The sequence below is a fragment of the Pandoraea morbifera genome, from assembly GCF_902459575.1.
GTDB lineage: Bacteria > Pseudomonadota > Gammaproteobacteria > Burkholderiales > Burkholderiaceae > Pandoraea > Pandoraea morbifera.
In genome coordinates this window covers 209,566-227,088 of record NZ_CABPSD010000004.1, presented here as the reverse complement: position 1 = coordinate 227,088, position 17,523 = coordinate 209,566, and the positions used below count along the sequence as shown (strand labels likewise).

Here is a 17,523-nt window from a genome sequence, read left to right as displayed (position 1 = left end):
GAGAGATTCGCGGCGTAGCGCGCCTTAACATCCCCACGCGTCTCATGCACGGGTTGCGCCGGTTGCCACCGCGCCTGCTAAGCCGCCATGCGCTGGCCCAACACGCTTTGATCGCGACCCTTGTGCTTGGCCTGGTAGAGCGCCTTGTCGGCCTGCTCGAGCATGGCGCTGATGACGAGCGGTTCGCCCGGCTGCCATGTCGCGATGCCCACGCTGATGGTAATCGCCTCGCCCTCGTCACGGGCCTTGGCGGGAAGCAGGTCGGTGCTCGCCCGCTTGACCGACTCGCGAATCCGGTCGGCGACGCGCAGCGCCGCGTGCTGATCGATTTCCGGCAGGACCACCGCGAATTCCTCTCCGCCAAGTCGCACCACGAAATCGCTCGGCAGCCGGATGCAATGCTGAATCGTGGTGGCGATGCGCTGCAGGACAGCGTCGCCGAACGGGTGCCCGTAGCGGTCGTTCACCTGCTTGAAGAAATCGATGTCGATCAGCAGCACGGACAGGGGGATGGCACGTTGTTGCACACGCTCGGCAACCAGCCGAATGCGGTTGTCGAAGTAACGACGGTTGTAGATGTGTGTCAGCGGATCAATGAAGACCTTCTCGACGAGATCGGTATTGGTGAGCGCGAGCGACTGATACTGACGCGTGATTTCCCACACGAGCGCGAGCGTGGCAACGCCGGGAGACGCCAGCGCGAGCAAACGCGCGGCATACCATTGATACGACGCCTCGCTCGGCGCCGTCAGCGAGAGCAGCAACTGGCACAACGAAATGGTGACGACGACCCACACGAGCAGGAAAAGCTTGTGCGACAGCCGTGTGACCGCCGCCACGCGCCACCACAGGGCCACATACGCGACGAAGAGCGCGCCGAGCGCCAGCGTTTCGACGTCGATGCCAGCGGCCAGATGCGGCGCGACCAGCATGCGTCCGGCGCCGACGAGCGAGAACGACACCACCATCCAGATGACGAGGACCGTCGCGCCATAACGCGCCGCTTCCGTGTAGCCGGGGCGCGTATGCGGATCGCCACGGGTGCGCGAGTAGCTTCGCACGCTGAGCATGACGTAAGCCGCGAAGCTGGCTTCGGCCATCCACCATAGCCAGAAAGGCGCGCGCGTGACATGTGTGGCGATGCCCGCGAGCTGGTTCGCCAGCAGCACGCCTTCGGTGAACATGAACAGGCCGCGCAGCAAAAACGCGCACCCGAATTGCGCGAAGTAGCGCTTGCCGTTGTAGAGATACTGGACGCCGAGCAGGCACGCCGTCGACAGATTGAGAATGCCGCCGGCCGAGACGAGGAAGAAGGTCAGCAGCGGATTCACCGTGCCTTCGAGCGCACGCGTGAGAAACCCCGCGAGGGTCAGTGCGGCGCACGCGACCAGAATCGTGGTCGCGGCAACGCGATTGCCCTGTTCGGTACGGCTGATGGTACTTTTCATAATTGTTATTCGCCACTCAACGACCTCGTGCCTCGCGCACGATCGCGTGTCCCCTGCCTTCAACCCGCGTGCCGCGACTGGCCGCAAGGTCGTTGCCTCACGTTACCGCCGCGTTTCCCCGATACACGCTAAATAGTTGAAAACTAAGATAAACCTCGGAGAATACACGAGTTTTTCGGCGTCCGCATCCGTTTCGAACGGAGGACGCCCGGCGCCCGTTTCGGCCTTGTGACCATGCGGATTTCGAAGCATTCCGGGGCCTCCCGGAACCCCTCGGGAGCGCGCCGGCGCCGCGTCGGAAAATAAATCGCTGCGGCACGACGGACCGCTGTGCGGAACATTGAAATCGAAGATTTCGGGACGCATGCATGTCGCCACGCATCGAACCGCCCGAGGCCTGATATCACGGGGGATTCGAGCGTGTGCAATTAATTCGGCATCCGATTCATATGGGGAAATGAGGCATGTAAGCGTGTGTAAATGCACCGGATCCCTCACGAAAAGCGTGCTACGGGTTGGCATCGACGCACTATCTGTACTAGAATAAAAAAAGCCAATCGCCGAGATTGGTCAATAGAAACAAAAGCGTTGCCGGTGTTCCTCGTTGCGCCGGCGACCCGTTCCATCCCGCAATGAGCTTGAGCAGTAAAACATTCGCGCGCTTTCAATAAGCGTGCATCGAGAGGCCCAGGCGCCCACGGCGTCGAAAGCTTGTCTCTCATGTCGCATCCGCGACGCCTGGTTCGTCACCGTCGTCTTTCACAGACCTTCGGAGCGAACACTTCACAATTCGCAAGGCAGCTAACAGTTGTCATGCTTGTTTGACCGCGTTGTCACGCGGGGCGATTGCTATTGCCCCGCGCCAGCGCTGCCAACCCATTCAAAGGGAGCATGAACGTGGCGAAGCAGTATCGCATTCTCTATCTGGCCGGCTTCGGACTGCTCGGTATCGTCGCCGCAGTCGCCGGTCTGGTGTATTGGCTGGGCGTCGACGCGCTCGTCAAATACCGGGGCGACCTGGTGTACTACACCCAACAGCACCTGAAGCTCGTGGCGATCTCGATGGCGATGGCCATCCTCGTCGGCGTGCCGGCAGGCGTTTTGATCTCGAGGCCGATGTTCGAGAAGCACGCCGAACGCGCCGTGCAGATTTTCAACATCGGCAATACGCTGCCCTCGCTCGCCGTCCTGGCGCTGTCGATGGCGGTGCTGGGCATCGGCGATCGCCCCGCCATTCTGGCGTTGTGGCTGGCCTCGCTGCTGCCCATCGTGCGCAACGCGTACGAAGGGCTGCGGCAGGTGCCGCCCGCCTTGCGGGAATCGGCGCGCGGCATGGGCATGACTCCCGCCCAGGTGCTGTTTCGCGTCGACTTGCCCAACGCCATGCCGGTCATCGTCGGCGGCATTCGCACCGCGCTCGCGATCAACGTCGGCACCGCGCCGCTCGCTTTCCTGATCGGCGCGGACAGTCTGGGACAACTGATCTTCCCGGGCATCTATCTGAACGACCAGACCAAGTTGCTCCTCGGCGCTGCCGGGACCGCCTTGCTCGCGCTTGTGCTCGACGGCATCGTCGCCTTCGCGAGTGGCCTCTGGTTCGCACGTCACGGCGCGCCCGCGCGCTGAGACAAAGGAGACCCACACCTATGCAACAGTCGAATTCTCAAGTGTGCACGGGCGCCCTCTCGCGTTTGCGCTCGCGCTGGATGCGCCGCCTGGGCATGGCCTGTGTCGCGCTCGGCGTCATGGTCGCGAGCGCGGCCGCCGGCGCCGCCACGCTGACCATCGGCGGCAAGAACTTCACCGAGCAATTGATTCTCTCGGAGATGACGGCCCAGTACCTGCGCAGCAAGGGGTACGACGTCGAACTCAAGAACGGCCTGGGCAGCGTGGTCATGCGCCAGGGCATGGAGAGCCATCAGCTGGATATCGTCTGGGAATACACGGGCACGTCGCTGATCGTCTACAACAAGGTCACCGAGAAGCTTGACCCGCAACAAACGTATGAACGCGTGAAGGCGCTCGACGGCAAGATCGGTCTCGTCTGGCTCAATCCATCCACGCTGAACAACACTTACGCATTCGCGATGCCGGGCAAGATCGCGCGTGAGGAAGGCGTGGAGACGGTGTCGCAGCTCGTTGAGAGATTCCGCGCCGACCCGAAGATGCAGTTTGCGTTCGACATGGAGTTCGTCGGCCGCTCCGACGGACTGGAGCCGATGGAAAAGCTGTACGGCTTCCATCTCGAGCGTCGCAACATCAAGCAGATGGATCCGGGCCTGGTCTACACGGCGCTGAAGAACGAGCAGATCGACGCGGGCCTCGTTTATACCAGCGACGGACGTAACAAAGGGTTCGATCTGAAGGTGCTGGCCGACGACAAGGGCTTTTTCCCGGCTTACGCCGCCACGCCCGTCGTGCGCCAGGAAGTGCTCGACGCCAACCCAAAACTCGCCGACGAGCTCAACGCGCTGTCCGCGAAGATCAACGACGAGAACATGCGCGACATGAACGCGAAGGTGGACATCGACCATCAGGCCGTGTCGCGTGTGGCAAGCGACTTCCTCAAGCAGGAAGGCCTGGTGCAGTAATGCCGCACCGCATGCGCAATGACTGAGGAGTCCCATGATTGAATTTCTGACACATAACTGGCACCGCATCCTGACCCTCACGGGGCAGCATGCGTGGCTGGTGGCCGCTTCGGTAGGCGCGGCCATCGTGGTCGGCGTGCCGCTGGGCGTGCTGGTCACGCGCTTTCGCTGGCTCTCGGGCCTGGTGCTCGGGCTGGCGACGGTCGTGCTGACCATTCCCTCGATTGCCTTGTTCGGGCTGATGATCCCCGCACTGTCGGTCTACGGCATGGGCATCGGGCCGGCGCCGGCGGTGGCGGCCGTCTTCCTGTATTCGCTGCTGCCGATCATGCGTAACACGAGCCTCGCGCTGCGCCAGATCGAGCCGAGCATCCGCGAAGCGGGCATCGGCATCGGCATGACGTTCTGGCAGCGCCTGCGTCTGGTCGAACTGCCGCTGGCCGTACCGGTGGTACTGGGCGGCGTACGCACCGCCGTCGTGATGAATATCGGCGTGATGGCCATCGGCGCCATCGTCGGGGCCGGCGGTCTCGGGGTGTTGATCACCCAGGGGATCAGCCAGAGCGATACCCGACAGCTTGTCGTGGGTGCGGTCATGGTGAGTCTGCTCGCCATCGTCGCCGACACCTTGTTGCACCGCCTGCAGCGCGTGCTGACACCGAAAGGAATCCGAACCGTATGATTACACTCGACAATCTCACCAAAAGCTTCGTCCAGAAGGACGGTACGCCCGTCACGGCCGTGAATTCGGTCAGCCTCGAGGTGCCGCCGGGCGAGATCTGCGTCTTCCTCGGCCCGTCGGGCTGCGGCAAGACGACCACGCTCAAGATGATCAACCGGCTGATCAAGCCGACCTCCGGGCGCATTCTGCTCAACGGCGAAGACACCGGCAACATCAACGAAATCGAGTTGCGCCGCCACATCGGCTACGTGATTCAGCAGATCGGTCTGTTCCCGAACATGACCATCGAAGAGAACATCACCGTCGTGCCGCGTCTGCTCGGCTGGGACAAGAAGCGCTGTCGCGAGCGCGCGACGGAACTCATGGGCATGGTCGCGCTCGATCCGAAACGCTATCTGTCGCGCTATCCGCGCGAGCTCTCCGGCGGTCAGCAGCAGCGGATCGGCGTGATTCGCGCGCTTGCCGCCGATCCGCCCGTGTTGCTGATGGACGAGCCGTTCGGCGCCGTCGACCCGATCAACCGCGAGTCGATCCAGAACGAGTTCCTGCAGATGCAGCGGCAGTTGGGCAAGACCGTCATCATGGTCAGCCACGATATCGACGAGGCGATCAAGCTGGCCGATCGCATCGCGATCTTCCGCCAGGGACGCCTGGTGCAATTCGCGCAACCTGACGCGTTGCTGGCCCGTCCGGTCGACGAGTTCGTCGCGAGCTTCGTGGGACATGACCGAATTCTCAAGCGCCTGCTGCTGGTGCGAGCGGAAGATGCCGCCACGCCGCAGCCGACTGTCAAGCCGCAGACCCCGCTGTCGGAAGCCTACGGCATGATGGACGAACTCGATACGCGCTCGCTGGTCGTGGTGGACGAGAATGCGCGTGCGCTGGGTTACGTTGCTCGCAGGGATACGCGTCACGCACAGGGCACGTGCGGCGAGCGGGTGCGCGACTTCAAGGCTTCGGCCGTGGCCAACGACAACCTGCGCGTGTTGCTCTCGCGCATGTATGAGCACAATCTGGCATCGCTGCCGGTGCTCGGCGACGATAATCAGTACCTCGGCGAGGTGACGCAGGACTCCATTGCGGACTACCTGAGTTCCGGCAAGTCGCGCGGCAATGGCGGCGGCACGATCACGCCCCCGTCGCTGCCGGGCGCGCCGAACGTGATCGCCAGCGTACCGTTCGGTGCGTCGGTGTAAGCTGGCGCCCTCGATGAAGGACCGATGAAGCGCCCGTTGCCGGTTGCAGGATTCGGCAACGAGAGGGATGGATGTACCGGCGATGCGCCCGGCAAGGTGTCCGGGGGCTCGTCGGCAGGTTTGTGAATGACGGCCCGATGCGGCCGTCATTTTGCGTTTGCCCGCCCGCTCGGGCGGGCGGTGGCAAGGAGTACTGGAATGACGTGGGAAGGAATGTTGGCGTGGCTAGATAACGCACCGTGGGCGCGGCTGGCGGTGGCGTTGACGATACTGCTCGTGGTGGCGTTGCTCGTGCAGGCCCTGGCGCAGTACCTGATCGTGCGCGTCGTGCGACTCGTGGTTCAGCGCACGGCCAATCGCTGGGACGATGCATTGCTCGCTCACCGCGTGTTCCAGCGGGCGGCGCACATCCTCCCGTACCTCGTGATCCAGTTCGGGATTGCGTGGGTCCCGGATCTGCCGCCCAAGGCTGTCCTGCTCATCAGCAATATTGCGCTGGCCACCACGCTGCTCTACGCGACACTGACCATTGCCGGAGCCCTCGATGCCGCGCAAACGGTCTATGCCCTGTCGGAACATGCGCGCACACGCTCGATCAAGGGGTACGTGCAGCTAGGCAAGATCGCGCTGTACGTGGTGGCGGCAATCGCCATCGTGGCCACGGTCATCGACCGCTCGCCGTGGCTGCTGCTCTCTGGCCTGGGCGCGATGTCGGCGGTGCTGCTGCTGGTGTTCAAGGACACGATCATGTCATTCGTGGCGAGCGTGCAGCTCACGTCGAACGACATGCTGCGCGTAGGCGACTGGATCGAGATGCCGCAGGTCGGCGCGGACGGCGACGTGGTCGACATCGCGCTGCATACGGTGAAAGTGCAGAACTGGGACAAGACGATCACCACGATTCCGACGTGGCGTCTGATTTCCGAGAGCTTCCGGAACTGGCGTGGGATGCAGCAGGCGGGCGGCCGTCGCATCAAGCGGACACTGTGCATCGACGCCGGCAGCGTCGGATTTCTCGACGAAGCGGAGATCGCGCGGCTGTCCCGGCTGCATCTGCTCGAGCCGTACCTGATCGAAAAGCGTCGCTCGATCGCCGACGCGAACGCTGCGCTGGGCGTGGCCGCGGGTGTGCCGGCAAATACGCGTCGGTTGACGAATATCGGGACGTTCCGTGCGTATGCGCTGGCCTATCTGAAGGCGCACCCGAACATCCACGAGGGCATGACCTGCATGGTGCGCTCGCTGGAACCGTCGTCGACGGGCATCCCCGTCGAACTGTACTGCTTCACGAACACGACGGTCTGGGCAGAGTACGAACGCGTTCAGGGCGACGTGTTCGATCACCTGCTCGCGATCCTGCCGGAGTTCGGCCTTCGCATGTACCAGAACCCGGCCGGTGCCGATTTCGCGCGCTGGCAGGCGCAGCGCGCGGCGTGAGCGGCGCGGCGTCGGCGGTGCGTTGCCGACGCCTGCGCGGCATAGCGGTTACACGCTTACCCCGTTATGCCGCAGATTCGTCGAGCGTCGGATAGTCGACGTAGCCACGCGCGTCGCCGCCGTAGAGCGTGTCGCGATCCAGCGCATTGAACGGGCCGCCGCGCTTGAGCCGTTCGACCAGATCCGGGTTCGCGATGAACGGCTTGCCGAACGCGATCAGATCCGCAAGGTTTTCCTTGCGCGCCTTGAGCGCGAGCGCGAGGTCGTAGCCGTTGTTCGCCATGAACGCGCCCTTGAAGCGCCGGCGCAGCTTCTGCAGATCGAAACCGTTCTCCACCTCGCGCGGGCCGCCCGTCGCGCCTTCTACCACGTGCAGGTACACCAGGCCGAAGCGGTTGAGCTGCTCGACCGCATAGGTGAACACCGGCTCGGGATCGCTGTCGCCGCAGTCGTTCGCCGGGCTGACCGGCGAGAGACGAATCCCCACGCGATCCGCGCCCCACACATCGACCACGGCCTGCGTGACTTCCAGCGTCAGGCGCACGCGGTTCTCGATGCTGCCACCGTACTGATCGGTGCGATGGTTCGTCTTGTCGCGCATGAACTGATCGAGCAGGTAGCCGTTCGCCGCGTGAATTTCCACCCCATCGAACCCGGCGCGCTTCGCGCATTCGGCGGCATGCCGGTATTGTTCGATGATGCCCGGAATCTCGTCGGTCTCCAGTGCGCGCGGCGTCGGGTGCGGCTGGAAGCCGCTCTCCGTGAACGCCTTGCCTGCGGGCTGCACTGCCGAGGGCGCGACGGGCAGTGCGCCGCCCGGCTGCAGGGACGGATGCGAGATGCGTCCCACGTGCCACAACTGGCAGAAAATCTTGCCGCCCTTGGCGTGCAGTGCGTCCGTCACCTGTTTCCAGCCGGCGATCTGAGCTTCCGTGTAGATGCCGGGCGTGTAAGCGTAGCCCTTGCCTTGCTGCGAGATGTTGGTGGCTTCGCTGATGATGAGTCCCGCCGAGGCACGTTGTGCGTAGTATTCGGCGACCATCGGTCCTGGCACGTCGCCCGCGCCGGCGCGGCTGCGCGTGAGCGGCGCCATGACGATGCGATTGCTCAGCTCGAGCGGGCCGAGCGTGTACGGCGAAAAGAGGTCCGTATCCAGCGCGGCGAGCGCGCCCGTAGGTGCATGTTGTGAGTCCGTCATTGCTGAAGGTCCTGTGAAAGTGGGGGGATGCTGTGCTGCACAAAACCTGCACAGGTTACGGGAAATCCGACGGCCTTGCAGACGGCGTCATCGTGGCGCGCTGCACTGGCCGCCGGCCGACGATTCGCGCCTCGGCGGCGCCGGACCGCGCCGGGGCGAGGCGGAATCCGGATATCGTCATGGTGGCTCAGGCGCCGATCGGCGCCGGGTTGACGGGGGCGCGGCGGGCGATGCGCAGCACCATGAACGCGCCAACGATACACACGCCGCCCGAGAGCATCGACGCCATGGTGTAGTTGCCGAGCGTGGCGCGCAGCGAGCCGGCCACCAGGGCCGCCGTTGCCGCACCGAGCTGGTGCCCGGCCACGATCCAGCCGAACACGATCGGCGCCATCGTTTTGCCGAACACGTCGGTCGTGAGGCGCACTGTGGGTGGCACCGTGGCAATCCAGTCCAGTCCGTAGAACAGCGCGAAGAGGGGCAGGCCGAAGAAGTCGAATCCGAAGGCGTACGGCAGGTAGATCAGGGACAGGCCGCGAAGCCCGTAATACCAGAAGAGCAGCACGCGGCTGTTGTAGCGATCGGAGAGCCAGCCCGACAGGGTTGTGCCCACGAGATCCAGCATGCCCATGGCCGCCAGAATGCCGGCGCCCTTGACCTCGGAGATACCGTAATCGCCGCACATCGCGATGAAGTGCGTGCCGATATACCCGTTGGTACTCGCGCCGCAGATGAAGAAGCTGAAGAACAACAGCCAGAAGTCGCGCTTGCCGGCGGCCATGCGCAATACCGACAGTGCGTGGGCGAGCGGATTGCCCTGATTGAGCGGCGCATCCGGGGTGCCTTCCGGTGCGCCGACCGGGCGCAGGCCCACCGAGCCAGGCCGCTCGGGCACGAGCAGTGCCACGAGCGGCAGCACCAGCGCGGCGACCGCCGCCACGATCAGCACCACCGGGCGCCAGCCGTAGCGTTCGGTAATCGCCGCCATCATCGGCAGAAACACCATTTGCCCGGTCGCCGAGCTGGCGGTGAGAATCCCCATCGCCAGGCCACGATGCGTGTGAAACCACCGATTCGAGACGGTCGCCGCCAACGTGATGGCAGCCACGCCGGTGCCGCCGCCGACCATTACGCCCCAGATCAGCACCATCTGCCACGGCGCGGTCATCAGCGACGAGAGCGCCGTGCCGGAGGCGAGCAGCAGCAGCGCGACCATCACGGTCGGTCGTATGCCGAACCGCTGCATGGCGGCAGCGGCGAACGGACCGGTCAGGCCGTAGAGCGCAAGGTTGACCGAAATGGCGAGCGACACGGTGGCCCGACTCCAGCCGAAGTCATGTTCGAGCGGCACCATCATCACGCTGGGCGTCGCACGGATGCCCGCCGACGCGAGCAGGACGAGAAAAATCACGCCGACCACGATCCACCCGTAATGGAAGTGACCGTTGATGCGCCTTGCGAGTGCTGCCTTCATGGCGGAAATCCTTGGCGTTCGGTGGCGAGCGGAGCGCGCCAGCCCGGGAACGATTGCGGGAGCCCGACTGTCTACGTTGATTCGTGCATTTGTGACAGATCGGTAACATGAGGTTGCCATGTTATGAACCGATCGGTAACATGTCAAGTATTCCATTGCGGTGGCAGGGCTTTGCCGGCGCCGCAGTTCACCGACCAGGGAGTGCCACACGAATGGCCAAATCGACGACGCCAGGCATGCCGGGCAAGGCATCCGCCAAGGGCGAGGGCAGTGCGGCGCCGGCGCGACGCCGAAGCGCAGCGCCGCGTCCGGGCAAGGCGGGGCGGCATGTCACGCCCGCTCCCATTGCGCAGCAGCATCTGCTCGACGCCGCCGTCGAGCTGTTCCACACCGAGGGGGTGCGTGCCGTCGGGGTGGACGCCGTGGTCAAGCGCGCGGGCGTGAACAAGATGAGTCTGTATCGCCAGTTCGCGTCGAAGGACGATCTCATTCTGGCGTATCTCGATCACATGCAGACGGCCAGCCTGGCGCGGATCGACGCGAGTATCGCGAAGCACGAGGGCGATCCGCGCGCGCAGTTGCTGCAAATTTTCGTGGATCTCTCCGAGCGCGCGAGCCAGTGCGGCTATCGGGGGTGCCCGTTCGTGAATGTGGCCGCGGAGTTTCCCGATCCCGAGCATGCGGCGCGCAAGTCGGTCGTGAATTACAAGGCGGAGGTGGTGCGGCGCTTCACCGCGCTCGTGACCGCTGCCGGGTCCCGGCGGCCGGCGCCGCTGGTCGATGCGCTGTCGCTGATTCTCGAGGGGGCCTACGCGGCAAGCCAGACATTTGGCCCGGGTTCGGCGCCGCTGCGCATTTTGCCCACGGTTGCCCGGCAGATCATCGACGCGGGGCTGGCCGGCGCGCTTCAGGACGACTGAAGCCCGGACCCCGCCCGGACCTGGCCCGGGCCGAGCGGCGAAAGTCAGGCGGCGAGTCGCGCCCGTGCCACGCTGGCCGTGCCGCGCGTAACCGGGGCGGCGCCGGTCGGGGTGTCCTCCGACGTCATGCGAAAGGCCGCGACCGCCTGGTCCAGCATGTGCGCCTGGTCTTCCATCGATGCGGCCGCCGCGGCCGCCTGCTCCACCAGCGCAGCGTTCTGCTGCGTGACCTCATCCATCTGCGTGACCGCCCGGCCGACTTGCTCGATGCCGTGGCTCTGCTCCTCGGACGCCGCCGAAATCTCGCCCATGATGTCGGTGACGCGACGCACGGCCTGCACCACGTCGTGCATCGTCTGGCCGGCCTGGGCGACGAGGGTCGAGCCGTCCTGGACGCGGCCGTTCGACGCTTCGATCAACTCCTTGATCTCCTTGGCCGCCGCCGCGCTGCGCTGCGCGAGCGTACGCACTTCGCCGGCCACCACGGCAAACCCCCGGCCTTGTTCGCCCGCGCGTGCCGCTTCCACGGCGGCATTGAGCGCCAGAATGTTCGTCTGGAAAGCGATGCCGTCGATCACGCTGATGATGTCGACCACCTTGCCCGAGCTTTGCGAGATGCCTTCCATCGTGGCCACGACCTGATCGACGACATGCCCGCCGCGCACGGCGATGGCCGACGCACTCTCGGCGAGCTGGCTGGCCTGACGGGCGTTGTCGGCGTTCTGTCGCACCGTGGAGGTTAGCTGCTCCATCGACGACGCCGTCTCCTCGAGCGCGGCAGCCTGCTGTTCGGTGCGCGCCGACAGGTCGGTGTTGCCTTCGGCGATTTCCCGCGCGGAAAGTGTGATGGCACGGGTGCCGCTGCGGATGCGTCCGATCATCTGCTGGAGGTTGGCCTGCATGCGCTGCATGGCGAACAGCAGGCTGTCGCTGTCGCCCTGGCGCAGTCGGACCTGAGCGAGCAGGTCGCCGTCGGCGATACGCGTGGCGATATCCGCGGCGTACTCCGGCTCGCCGCCCAGGCTGTGCTGCACGTTGCGGATGATGAGCAGCATGATCCCCGACACGGCCAGACCGACGATGGCGAGTATGACGCCCCAGCGCAGCAACGCCCCCACGAACGCCGTGTTGATGTCGTCGACGTAGACGCCGGTGGTCAGGTACCAGTCCCAGGGGGAATAGGCGCCCACGCGGCTGATCTTTTCGACGGGCTTGTCCGAGCCGGGCTTCGGCCAGAGGTACGTAACGAAAGGATCGTCGGTGCGCGCCGCGGCGACGATGTCCGAGAACATGAGCTTGCCCGACGGATCTCGGAACTGGCTCATGTCCTTGCCTTCGAGCTTGGGGTTGACCGCGTTGAGCACGATGACGCGCTGCGAGTTGAGGATGCCGAAATAGTTCTCGCCGTCATAGCGGATGGCACCGATCTGTTCGCGCGCGAGCTTCTGGGCTTCGGCGACGGTGATTTCGCCGCGCTGCGCACGCTCCGCGTAGTACTTGACCAGGCTCAGGCCCGCATCGACCACGTGGGTAAGCCCCTCGCGCCGCTCGGCAAGCATCGTGTCGCGCTGGGCCCACGCGCCCCAGACCGCCATGGCCAGCAGGCTGACCCACATCAACGCAACGGCAGACCACAACTTCGCTTTCAAACTCAACTGCTGCATCACTTCGTCTTCCCCACTGGTTCCGCTTCGGTGTGACGGACTCGCTGCACGTTGGCGGCGGCCACGCGAGACGCGTCGTCTGGCTCGCTCGGGCCGAATGTCGATCGAATGTCAGCGTCCCTGATGAGAAAACACTGACCGAACGTGTGCTAACGGCAGTCCGGGCAAGGACTTGAGGCGCGCGCGGGGCGACGCGCGAGCGAGCAAAGGGAAAACCGGGCGAACCGAGGATGAACGGTTCGGGAAAGCCGGGCGACGACAACCGCTCAGCCGTGGATGACCACCATCAGGCCGCGCGCGACGGACTTGCCCACGTTGCGGATCGCATGCGCGCGGTCGGCGGGGTAGCGGGCGGTCTCGCCCGGCCTGGCGCGACGCGCGATGTGATCGACCTCGATGTCGATCTGGCCGTCGAAGACCGTGAAATGCTCGCGCGTGCCCGGATCGTGCGGCTCGGACACGAGCGCGGCGCCGGGTTGCAGGGTCAGCTCATACCACTCGAATTTCCCGGCCAACTCCATCGGGCCGAGGATTTTGAGTTGATAGGCCTGTTCCGCGCCGGCCAACGTGGGTGTCTCGTGCTTGCCGAAGATGCGCACCGGTTCCGGATCGCCGGCCGGGGCACCCAGCAACTGATCGAGCCGAACACCCAGCGCGTTGGCCAGCCGCCACGCCACGGCGATGGTCGGATTGGCCTTGTCACGCTCGATCTGGGAGAGCATCGACTTCGATACCCCCGAGGCGCGGGAGAGCGTCTCGAGCGTCATGCCACGCTCCTTGCGCAACTGCTGGATCATGTCGCCGACCGGCGGCGGGGCGCTCGGCGGCAGGGCGGCGGACGGAGTACTTGCCATCGGGATTCCGGGATATTAGAATTTTTCAATATATTGAAACTTGTTCAATATAAAGTATAGTTTTCGATAAGGTGGATAGCGTCATGGTAGCAGAGCCCGCTGCACGGCCGATACGCGTTCGGTTAACGCCGGACCGGGGTGGGCCTGTCAGGGCGGGATCGTGCGCTGTCGACCGACATCGCAGCCGGCTCACCCGACGCCGGCCGACCTATCGGGCGGGGCCGCAAGACGGCGCCGCCGTCCGCACAAAGGAGATGCGCACGATGACCGCACAACAACCGGAAGCCCGCGAAGGCTTCTACCGGCAACTGACCGAACGACTCGAAGACACGCGCCGCCAGGGCCTTTTCAAGCAGGAACGCGTGCTCATGTCGCGGCAGGGGCCGGAGGTCATGTGCGACGACGGGCAGACCCGCATCAACCTGTGCGCCAACAACTACCTCGGGCTTTCCGGTAGCGAAACGCTCGTCAAGGCGGGGCAGAAGGCGCTGGAGGACTTCGGCTTCGGCCTGTCGTCGGTGCGTTTCATCTGCGGCACCCAAGGCCCGCACAAGGCGCTCGAGGCCCGCATCGCGGCGTATCTCGGGACGGAAGACGCGATCCTCTATGCCGCGGCGTTCGACGCGAACGGCGGCGTTTTCGAGCCGCTTTTCGACGAGCAGGACGCGATCATCTCCGACGCGCTCAACCATGCATCGATCATTGACGGGGTGCGGCTTTGCAAGGCGCAGCGGTTGCGTTACGCCCACAACGACATGGATGATCTGGAGCGCCAGTTGCAGGCGGCGGCCGGGGCGCGCCATCGCATCATCGTCACCGACGGCGTGTTCTCGATGGACGGCACGATCGCCCAGCTCGATCGCATCGTGGCGCTGGCCGAGCAATACGGTGCGCTCATCATGATCGACGAGTGCCATGCAACCGGCTTCATGGGGCCGACCGGGCGCGGCACGCACGAGCATCATGGCGTGCTCGGCAGGATCGACATCATCACCGGCACACTGGGCAAGGCGCTTGGCGGCGCCATGGGCGGTTTCACCGCCGGTCGTCGGGAAGTGGTCGAAACGCTGCGCCAGCGCTCGCGTCCGTATCTCTTCTCCAACAGCCTGGCGCCGGCGATCGTCGGCACGTCGCTCGCCGTCTTCGACGAGCTGGAACATTCGTCCGCGCGACGCGAGCAACTGCATGCCAACACGGCGTTTTTCCGTCAGGAAGTGGCGGCGCTGGGCTTCACGATCAAGCCGGGCACGCACCCCATCGTGCCCGTCATGCTGTTCGACGCCACGCTGGCGCAGCGCTTCGCGCAGCGGTTGTACGAACTGGGTGTGATTGCCACCGGTTTCTTCTATCCCGTGGTGCCGCAAGGACAGGCGCGGGTGCGCGTTCAACTCTCGGCGGCGCACACCCGAGAACACCTCACGCGGGCGCTGTCGGCGTTCGCGCAGGCCGGCAACGAACTCGGCATTCTCAAACAAGGTTGAACATGGAACGCATCCTCATCATCGGCGCCAACGGACAGATCGGCAGCGAACTCGTCGAAGCCCTTGCCGCGCAGTACGGCAAGGGGAACGTGATTGCGTCGGACATCGCGCCCGGCCCGTCGCGTCACGCGGTCCACTACGAGACGCTCGACGTGCTCGACGCCGTACGACTCGCGGCGCTGGTCGAGCGCTTCGGCATTACGCAGATCTTCCATCTGGCGGCGCTGCTGTCGGCGACCGGCGAAACGCGTCCGTTGCAGGCATGGACCCTCAACATGAATGGCCTGCTCAACGTGCTCGAACTTGCGCGCGAGCGCAAGCTGCGCGTGTTCTGGCCGTCGTCGATCGCCGCGTTCGGGCCGCATACCCCGGCGGTGGAGACACCGCAACTGGCCATCATGGACCCGACCACGATGTACGGGATCAGCAAGCAGGCGGGCGAGCGCCTGTGCGAGTACTACTTCACGAAGTTCGGCGTGGACGTGCGCAGCCTGCGCTATCCGGGGGTGATCAGTTACAAGACGCCCCCGGGCGGCGGCACGACCGACTATGCCATCGACATCTTCCAGGCCGCACGCCGTGGCGAGGCGTACACATGCTTCCTGAAGGAAGACGCCATGCTTCCGATGATTCACATGCCGGACGCCGTGCGCGCCACGCTGGAACTGATGAACGCCGACGCCTCGCGGCTGCGCGTGCGATCGTCGTATAACGTGGCGGGCGTGAGTTTCGATCCGGCGACGCTGGCCGCGGCGATCGCGCGCCGGGTGCCGGGTTTCAAGGTGACGTACGCGCCGGACTTCCGTCAGGCGATCGCCGAGACGTGGCCGCACACGCTCGACGACACGCATGCGCGCTACGACTGGGGCTGGAAGCCCGCCTACGATCTCGACGCCATGGTCGACGACATGCTCGCCAATGTCCCGTTGGACTGGAGCGTGCCTGCCCTGGGAAACGCAGCTTGAAGGGCGAGAGCGAAACGAAGGGGAAAGACGATGACTGAAAACGGTGACTGAACAGCGAACGCGACAGTCCCGGCAAGGCGCGTGCGATGTCGAGTCGTACGCGCCTTGTGTTTTCAGACGCCCGGCCTGCCGTGCTGCTTACTTCGGGTGATGTACCGCGTAGTAGGCGAGGGCGGCGAGGACCGCGCAGGTCACGGCAAACGCGCGACGACGCCAGCGGTAGGCGGGGGTCAGGCTCATGGCACGGCCACGGCCTTCTTCTTTCGAATGGTAATAGCTCATGATACGTCTTCTCGGGTCTGATACACGGTCTGCGCCGCGGAAAGAACCTGCGCGATGAACTGTCGATGCGCCCCCCGGGGCATCTGCCGCAGGTTCTGAATCGATTATGCGACCGCACAAAAACGACCGCGAATCAGTATCTATACCGATAGGTGTCGCCTTTTTGACACGGTCAGCCGCACGGCGATGGCTGTTTCGACGAAGCCTTCGGAACGGGCAACGTGCCTGCCTCGCCCCGCCGCAGCCCGGCGCCACGGCCCGGTGACGGGGGTTCCCCGGTCGATGTCTCGATCGGCGTGACTCTCGAATTGCGAAGGTTGCGCGGAATCCCCATTTGCCCGCTTGCGTGCCGCGTGAGGCGCTGAAACAATGCACGAAAACGGTGGCCATGACGAAGGCCGCTTTCAGATCGTCGTTGAGATCACGCCTGGGGAGGGTCGTGCCATGACGCCGAAAACGCGCCGCACCATCGCTTGCGGCCATCGCGGAGTCGCCATCCGGCGCGCCGCCATTGTCATTGCCGCTGCGGGTCTGTGCACGGCTCACGTTCAGGCGCAGGAAGCCATGCTGCGCGCCAACAATCAGGTCTGGCTCGGGGTGGGCGCCCAACCGCTCAATTACCGGGAAGATATCGGACCGGGCAAAAGCGATTCCGAACGCGGCACTACCGCGGCGTTCGCGTTGGGTGCGACTACCCAGCGCCAGCTTTTCGGCATCTCGAACCTGTATTTCAGCGGTTCAGTGCGCGTGGCGCACGGCAATGTCGATTACAGTGGCTATTTGCAGGACTTCGCCGGCCGGGTCGTGCAGCCGAATTACCAGATGACCACGCGCTCGACGAATACCGACGTCACGCTCAAGGCGGGCAAGGCGATCCCGTTTCGTCTCGGCACATGGGGCGCGCAGGTGGTGCCTTACCTGAGTTACAGCTATCACGACTGGATTCGCGACAGCAGTCGTGACCCCTACGGCTTCTACGAACGCTATCGGCACCACGTGGTCGGCGGCGGGCTGATGGGGCAGCTGGAAGTCACGCCGAGGCTCGTGGCGACGGCCGATGTGCGGGCCGGGGCGATGGTAGGGGCCTCGATGACGCAGGCGGGATCGCAGAACACGTTCAGCCTGGGCAACAAGCCCGTGGTCGTGGCCGGGCTCGGCCTCGACTACGCCGTGGCCCGAAACTTCCACATCAACGCCTCGTACGAATGGTCGCGCTTCCAGTATGGCCGTTCGAGCGTGACGCAGGTGGCGCCGGGCACGGCTGCCTACGAACCCGATTCGAGAACGATCACACAGACCTGGATGATCGGCGCTGGCTACGCGTTCTGAGC

The 17,523-nt window shown here is 64.8% G+C and carries 15 protein-coding genes; 9 read left to right on the top strand and 6 right to left on the bottom strand.

The features are described from left to right. Nucleotides 1-77: 77 nt before the first annotated feature. Nucleotides 78-1,448 (bottom strand): GGDEF domain-containing protein, encoded by a 1,371-nt coding sequence (locus tag PMO31116_RS09185; RefSeq protein ID WP_150566440.1) that lies wholly within the window; start codon nt 1,446-1,448, stop codon nt 78-80. Nucleotides 1,449-2,339: 891 nt separating this feature from the next. On the opposite strand from PMO31116_RS09185, the gene PMO31116_RS09180 reads away from it, so the two are divergent. The 5 genes from PMO31116_RS09180 to PMO31116_RS09160 all read left to right on the top strand — a co-directional run bounded on the left by PMO31116_RS09180 (nt 2,340) and on the right by PMO31116_RS09160 (nt 7,354). Continuing rightward, on the top strand, nt 2,340-3,074 hold the full coding sequence (locus tag PMO31116_RS09180) for an ABC transporter permease (protein WP_174971025.1): 735 nt from the start codon (nt 2,340-2,342) through the stop codon (nt 3,072-3,074). 80 nt (nt 3,075-3,154) lie between these two features. Then, entirely contained in the window at nt 3,155-4,039 is an 885-nt protein-coding gene (locus PMO31116_RS09175) for a glycine betaine ABC transporter substrate-binding protein (protein ID WP_150566561.1), read from the top strand. 34 nt (nt 4,040-4,073) lie between these two features. Further along, nucleotides 4,074-4,721 (top strand): ABC transporter permease, encoded by a 648-nt coding sequence (locus PMO31116_RS09170; protein WP_023594242.1) that lies wholly within the window; start codon nt 4,074-4,076, stop codon nt 4,719-4,721. After that, nucleotides 4,718-5,917, top strand: a complete 1,200-nt coding sequence (locus PMO31116_RS09165) for an osmoprotectant ABC transporter ATP-binding protein OsmV (protein WP_150566439.1) — start codon at nt 4,718-4,720, stop codon at nt 5,915-5,917. Before PMO31116_RS09170 ends, PMO31116_RS09165 begins: the two co-directional genes overlap by 4 nt. A gap of 198 nt (nt 5,918-6,115) precedes the next feature. Then, nucleotides 6,116-7,354 (top strand): mechanosensitive ion channel family protein, encoded by a 1,239-nt coding sequence (locus tag PMO31116_RS09160; protein ID WP_150566438.1) that lies wholly within the window; start codon nt 6,116-6,118, stop codon nt 7,352-7,354. Between the two features lie 64 nt (nt 7,355-7,418). Here the strand turns inward: PMO31116_RS09160 and PMO31116_RS09155 are convergent, their stop codons facing one another. Together PMO31116_RS09155 and PMO31116_RS09150 are read right to left on the bottom strand one after the other, a co-directional pair. Then, complete coding sequence (locus PMO31116_RS09155; protein WP_150566437.1) at nt 7,419-8,552, bottom strand: alkene reductase; 1,134 nt, start codon at nt 8,550-8,552, stop codon at nt 7,419-7,421. A 187-nt stretch (nt 8,553-8,739) separates the two neighbouring features. Next, entirely contained in the window at nt 8,740-10,026 is a 1,287-nt protein-coding gene (locus PMO31116_RS09150; RefSeq protein ID WP_150566436.1) for an MFS transporter, read from the bottom strand. A gap of 236 nt (nt 10,027-10,262) precedes the next feature. Here PMO31116_RS09150 and PMO31116_RS09145 point away from each other — a divergent pair, with 236 nt between their 5' ends. Then, complete coding sequence (locus PMO31116_RS09145) at nt 10,263-10,946, top strand: TetR/AcrR family transcriptional regulator (protein ID WP_150566559.1); 684 nt, start codon at nt 10,263-10,265, stop codon at nt 10,944-10,946. A gap of 44 nt (nt 10,947-10,990) precedes the next feature. Here the strand turns inward: PMO31116_RS09145 and PMO31116_RS09140 are convergent, their stop codons facing one another. Next, on the bottom strand, nt 10,991-12,610 hold the full coding sequence (locus tag PMO31116_RS09140; RefSeq protein ID WP_150566435.1) for a methyl-accepting chemotaxis protein: 1,620 nt from the start codon (nt 12,608-12,610) through the stop codon (nt 10,991-10,993). A 266-nt stretch (nt 12,611-12,876) separates the two neighbouring features. Continuing rightward, complete coding sequence (locus PMO31116_RS09135) at nt 12,877-13,464, bottom strand: helix-turn-helix domain-containing protein (RefSeq protein WP_023594249.1); 588 nt, start codon at nt 13,462-13,464, stop codon at nt 12,877-12,879. Between the two features lie 263 nt (nt 13,465-13,727). Here PMO31116_RS09135 and kbl point away from each other — a divergent pair, with 263 nt between their 5' ends. Together kbl and PMO31116_RS09125 are read left to right on the top strand one after the other, a co-directional pair. After that, nucleotides 13,728-14,945, top strand: coding sequence for a glycine C-acetyltransferase (kbl, locus tag PMO31116_RS09130; protein ID WP_150566434.1), 1,218 nt, complete (start codon nt 13,728-13,730; stop codon nt 14,943-14,945). 2 nt (nt 14,946-14,947) lie between these two features. Beyond that, nucleotides 14,948-15,910 carry an NAD-dependent epimerase/dehydratase family protein gene (locus PMO31116_RS09125; protein WP_174971022.1) on the top strand — a complete coding sequence of 321 codons (963 nt, stop codon included), beginning with the start codon at nt 14,948-14,950 and terminating at the stop codon, nt 15,908-15,910. Nucleotides 15,911-16,048: 138 nt separating this feature from the next. On the opposite strand, the gene PMO31116_RS23640 is transcribed toward PMO31116_RS09125, so the two are convergent. Then, a complete protein-coding gene (locus PMO31116_RS23640; RefSeq protein ID WP_174971019.1) occupies nt 16,049-16,192 on the bottom strand; it encodes a hypothetical protein in 144 nt (47 codons plus the stop codon). A gap of 444 nt (nt 16,193-16,636) precedes the next feature. Here PMO31116_RS23640 and PMO31116_RS09120 point away from each other — a divergent pair, with 444 nt between their 5' ends. Next, the gene (locus PMO31116_RS09120) at nt 16,637-17,521 is read left to right on the top strand and encodes an outer membrane protein (RefSeq protein ID WP_150566432.1); all 885 of its coding nucleotides are present in this window, start codon (nt 16,637-16,639) and stop codon (nt 17,519-17,521) included. The last annotated feature ends 2 nt before the right edge of the window (nt 17,522-17,523 follow it).

What these genes read in the sequence shown, in the direction of transcription:
- PMO31116_RS09185 (WP_150566440.1), bottom strand. Translation starts at nt 1,448, where the DNA reads ATGAAAAGTACCATCAGCCGTACCGAACAGGGCAATCGCGTTGCCGCG.
- PMO31116_RS09180 (WP_174971025.1), top strand. Translation starts at nt 2,340, where the DNA reads ATGAACGTGGCGAAGCAGTATCGCATTCTCTATCTGGCCGGCTTCGGA.
- PMO31116_RS09175 (WP_150566561.1), top strand. Translation starts at nt 3,155, where the DNA reads ATGCGCCGCCTGGGCATGGCCTGTGTCGCGCTCGGCGTCATGGTCGCG.
- PMO31116_RS09170 (WP_023594242.1), top strand. Translation starts at nt 4,074, where the DNA reads ATGATTGAATTTCTGACACATAACTGGCACCGCATCCTGACCCTCACG.
- PMO31116_RS09165 (WP_150566439.1), top strand. Translation starts at nt 4,718, where the DNA reads ATGATTACACTCGACAATCTCACCAAAAGCTTCGTCCAGAAGGACGGT.
- PMO31116_RS09160 (WP_150566438.1), top strand. Translation starts at nt 6,116, where the DNA reads ATGACGTGGGAAGGAATGTTGGCGTGGCTAGATAACGCACCGTGGGCG.
- PMO31116_RS09155 (WP_150566437.1), bottom strand. Translation starts at nt 8,552, where the DNA reads ATGACGGACTCACAACATGCACCTACGGGCGCGCTCGCCGCGCTGGAT.
- PMO31116_RS09150 (WP_150566436.1), bottom strand. Translation starts at nt 10,026, where the DNA reads ATGAAGGCAGCACTCGCAAGGCGCATCAACGGTCACTTCCATTACGGG.
- PMO31116_RS09145 (WP_150566559.1), top strand. Translation starts at nt 10,263, where the DNA reads ATGCCGGGCAAGGCATCCGCCAAGGGCGAGGGCAGTGCGGCGCCGGCG.
- PMO31116_RS09140 (WP_150566435.1), bottom strand. Translation starts at nt 12,610, where the DNA reads ATGCAGCAGTTGAGTTTGAAAGCGAAGTTGTGGTCTGCCGTTGCGTTG.
- PMO31116_RS09135 (WP_023594249.1), bottom strand. Translation starts at nt 13,464, where the DNA reads ATGGCAAGTACTCCGTCCGCCGCCCTGCCGCCGAGCGCCCCGCCGCCG.
- kbl (WP_150566434.1), top strand. Translation starts at nt 13,728, where the DNA reads ATGACCGCACAACAACCGGAAGCCCGCGAAGGCTTCTACCGGCAACTG.
- PMO31116_RS09125 (WP_174971022.1), top strand. Translation starts at nt 14,948, where the DNA reads ATGGAACGCATCCTCATCATCGGCGCCAACGGACAGATCGGCAGCGAA.
- PMO31116_RS23640 (WP_174971019.1), bottom strand. Translation starts at nt 16,192, where the DNA reads ATGAGCTATTACCATTCGAAAGAAGAAGGCCGTGGCCGTGCCATGAGC.
- PMO31116_RS09120 (WP_150566432.1), top strand. Translation starts at nt 16,637, where the DNA reads ATGACGCCGAAAACGCGCCGCACCATCGCTTGCGGCCATCGCGGAGTC.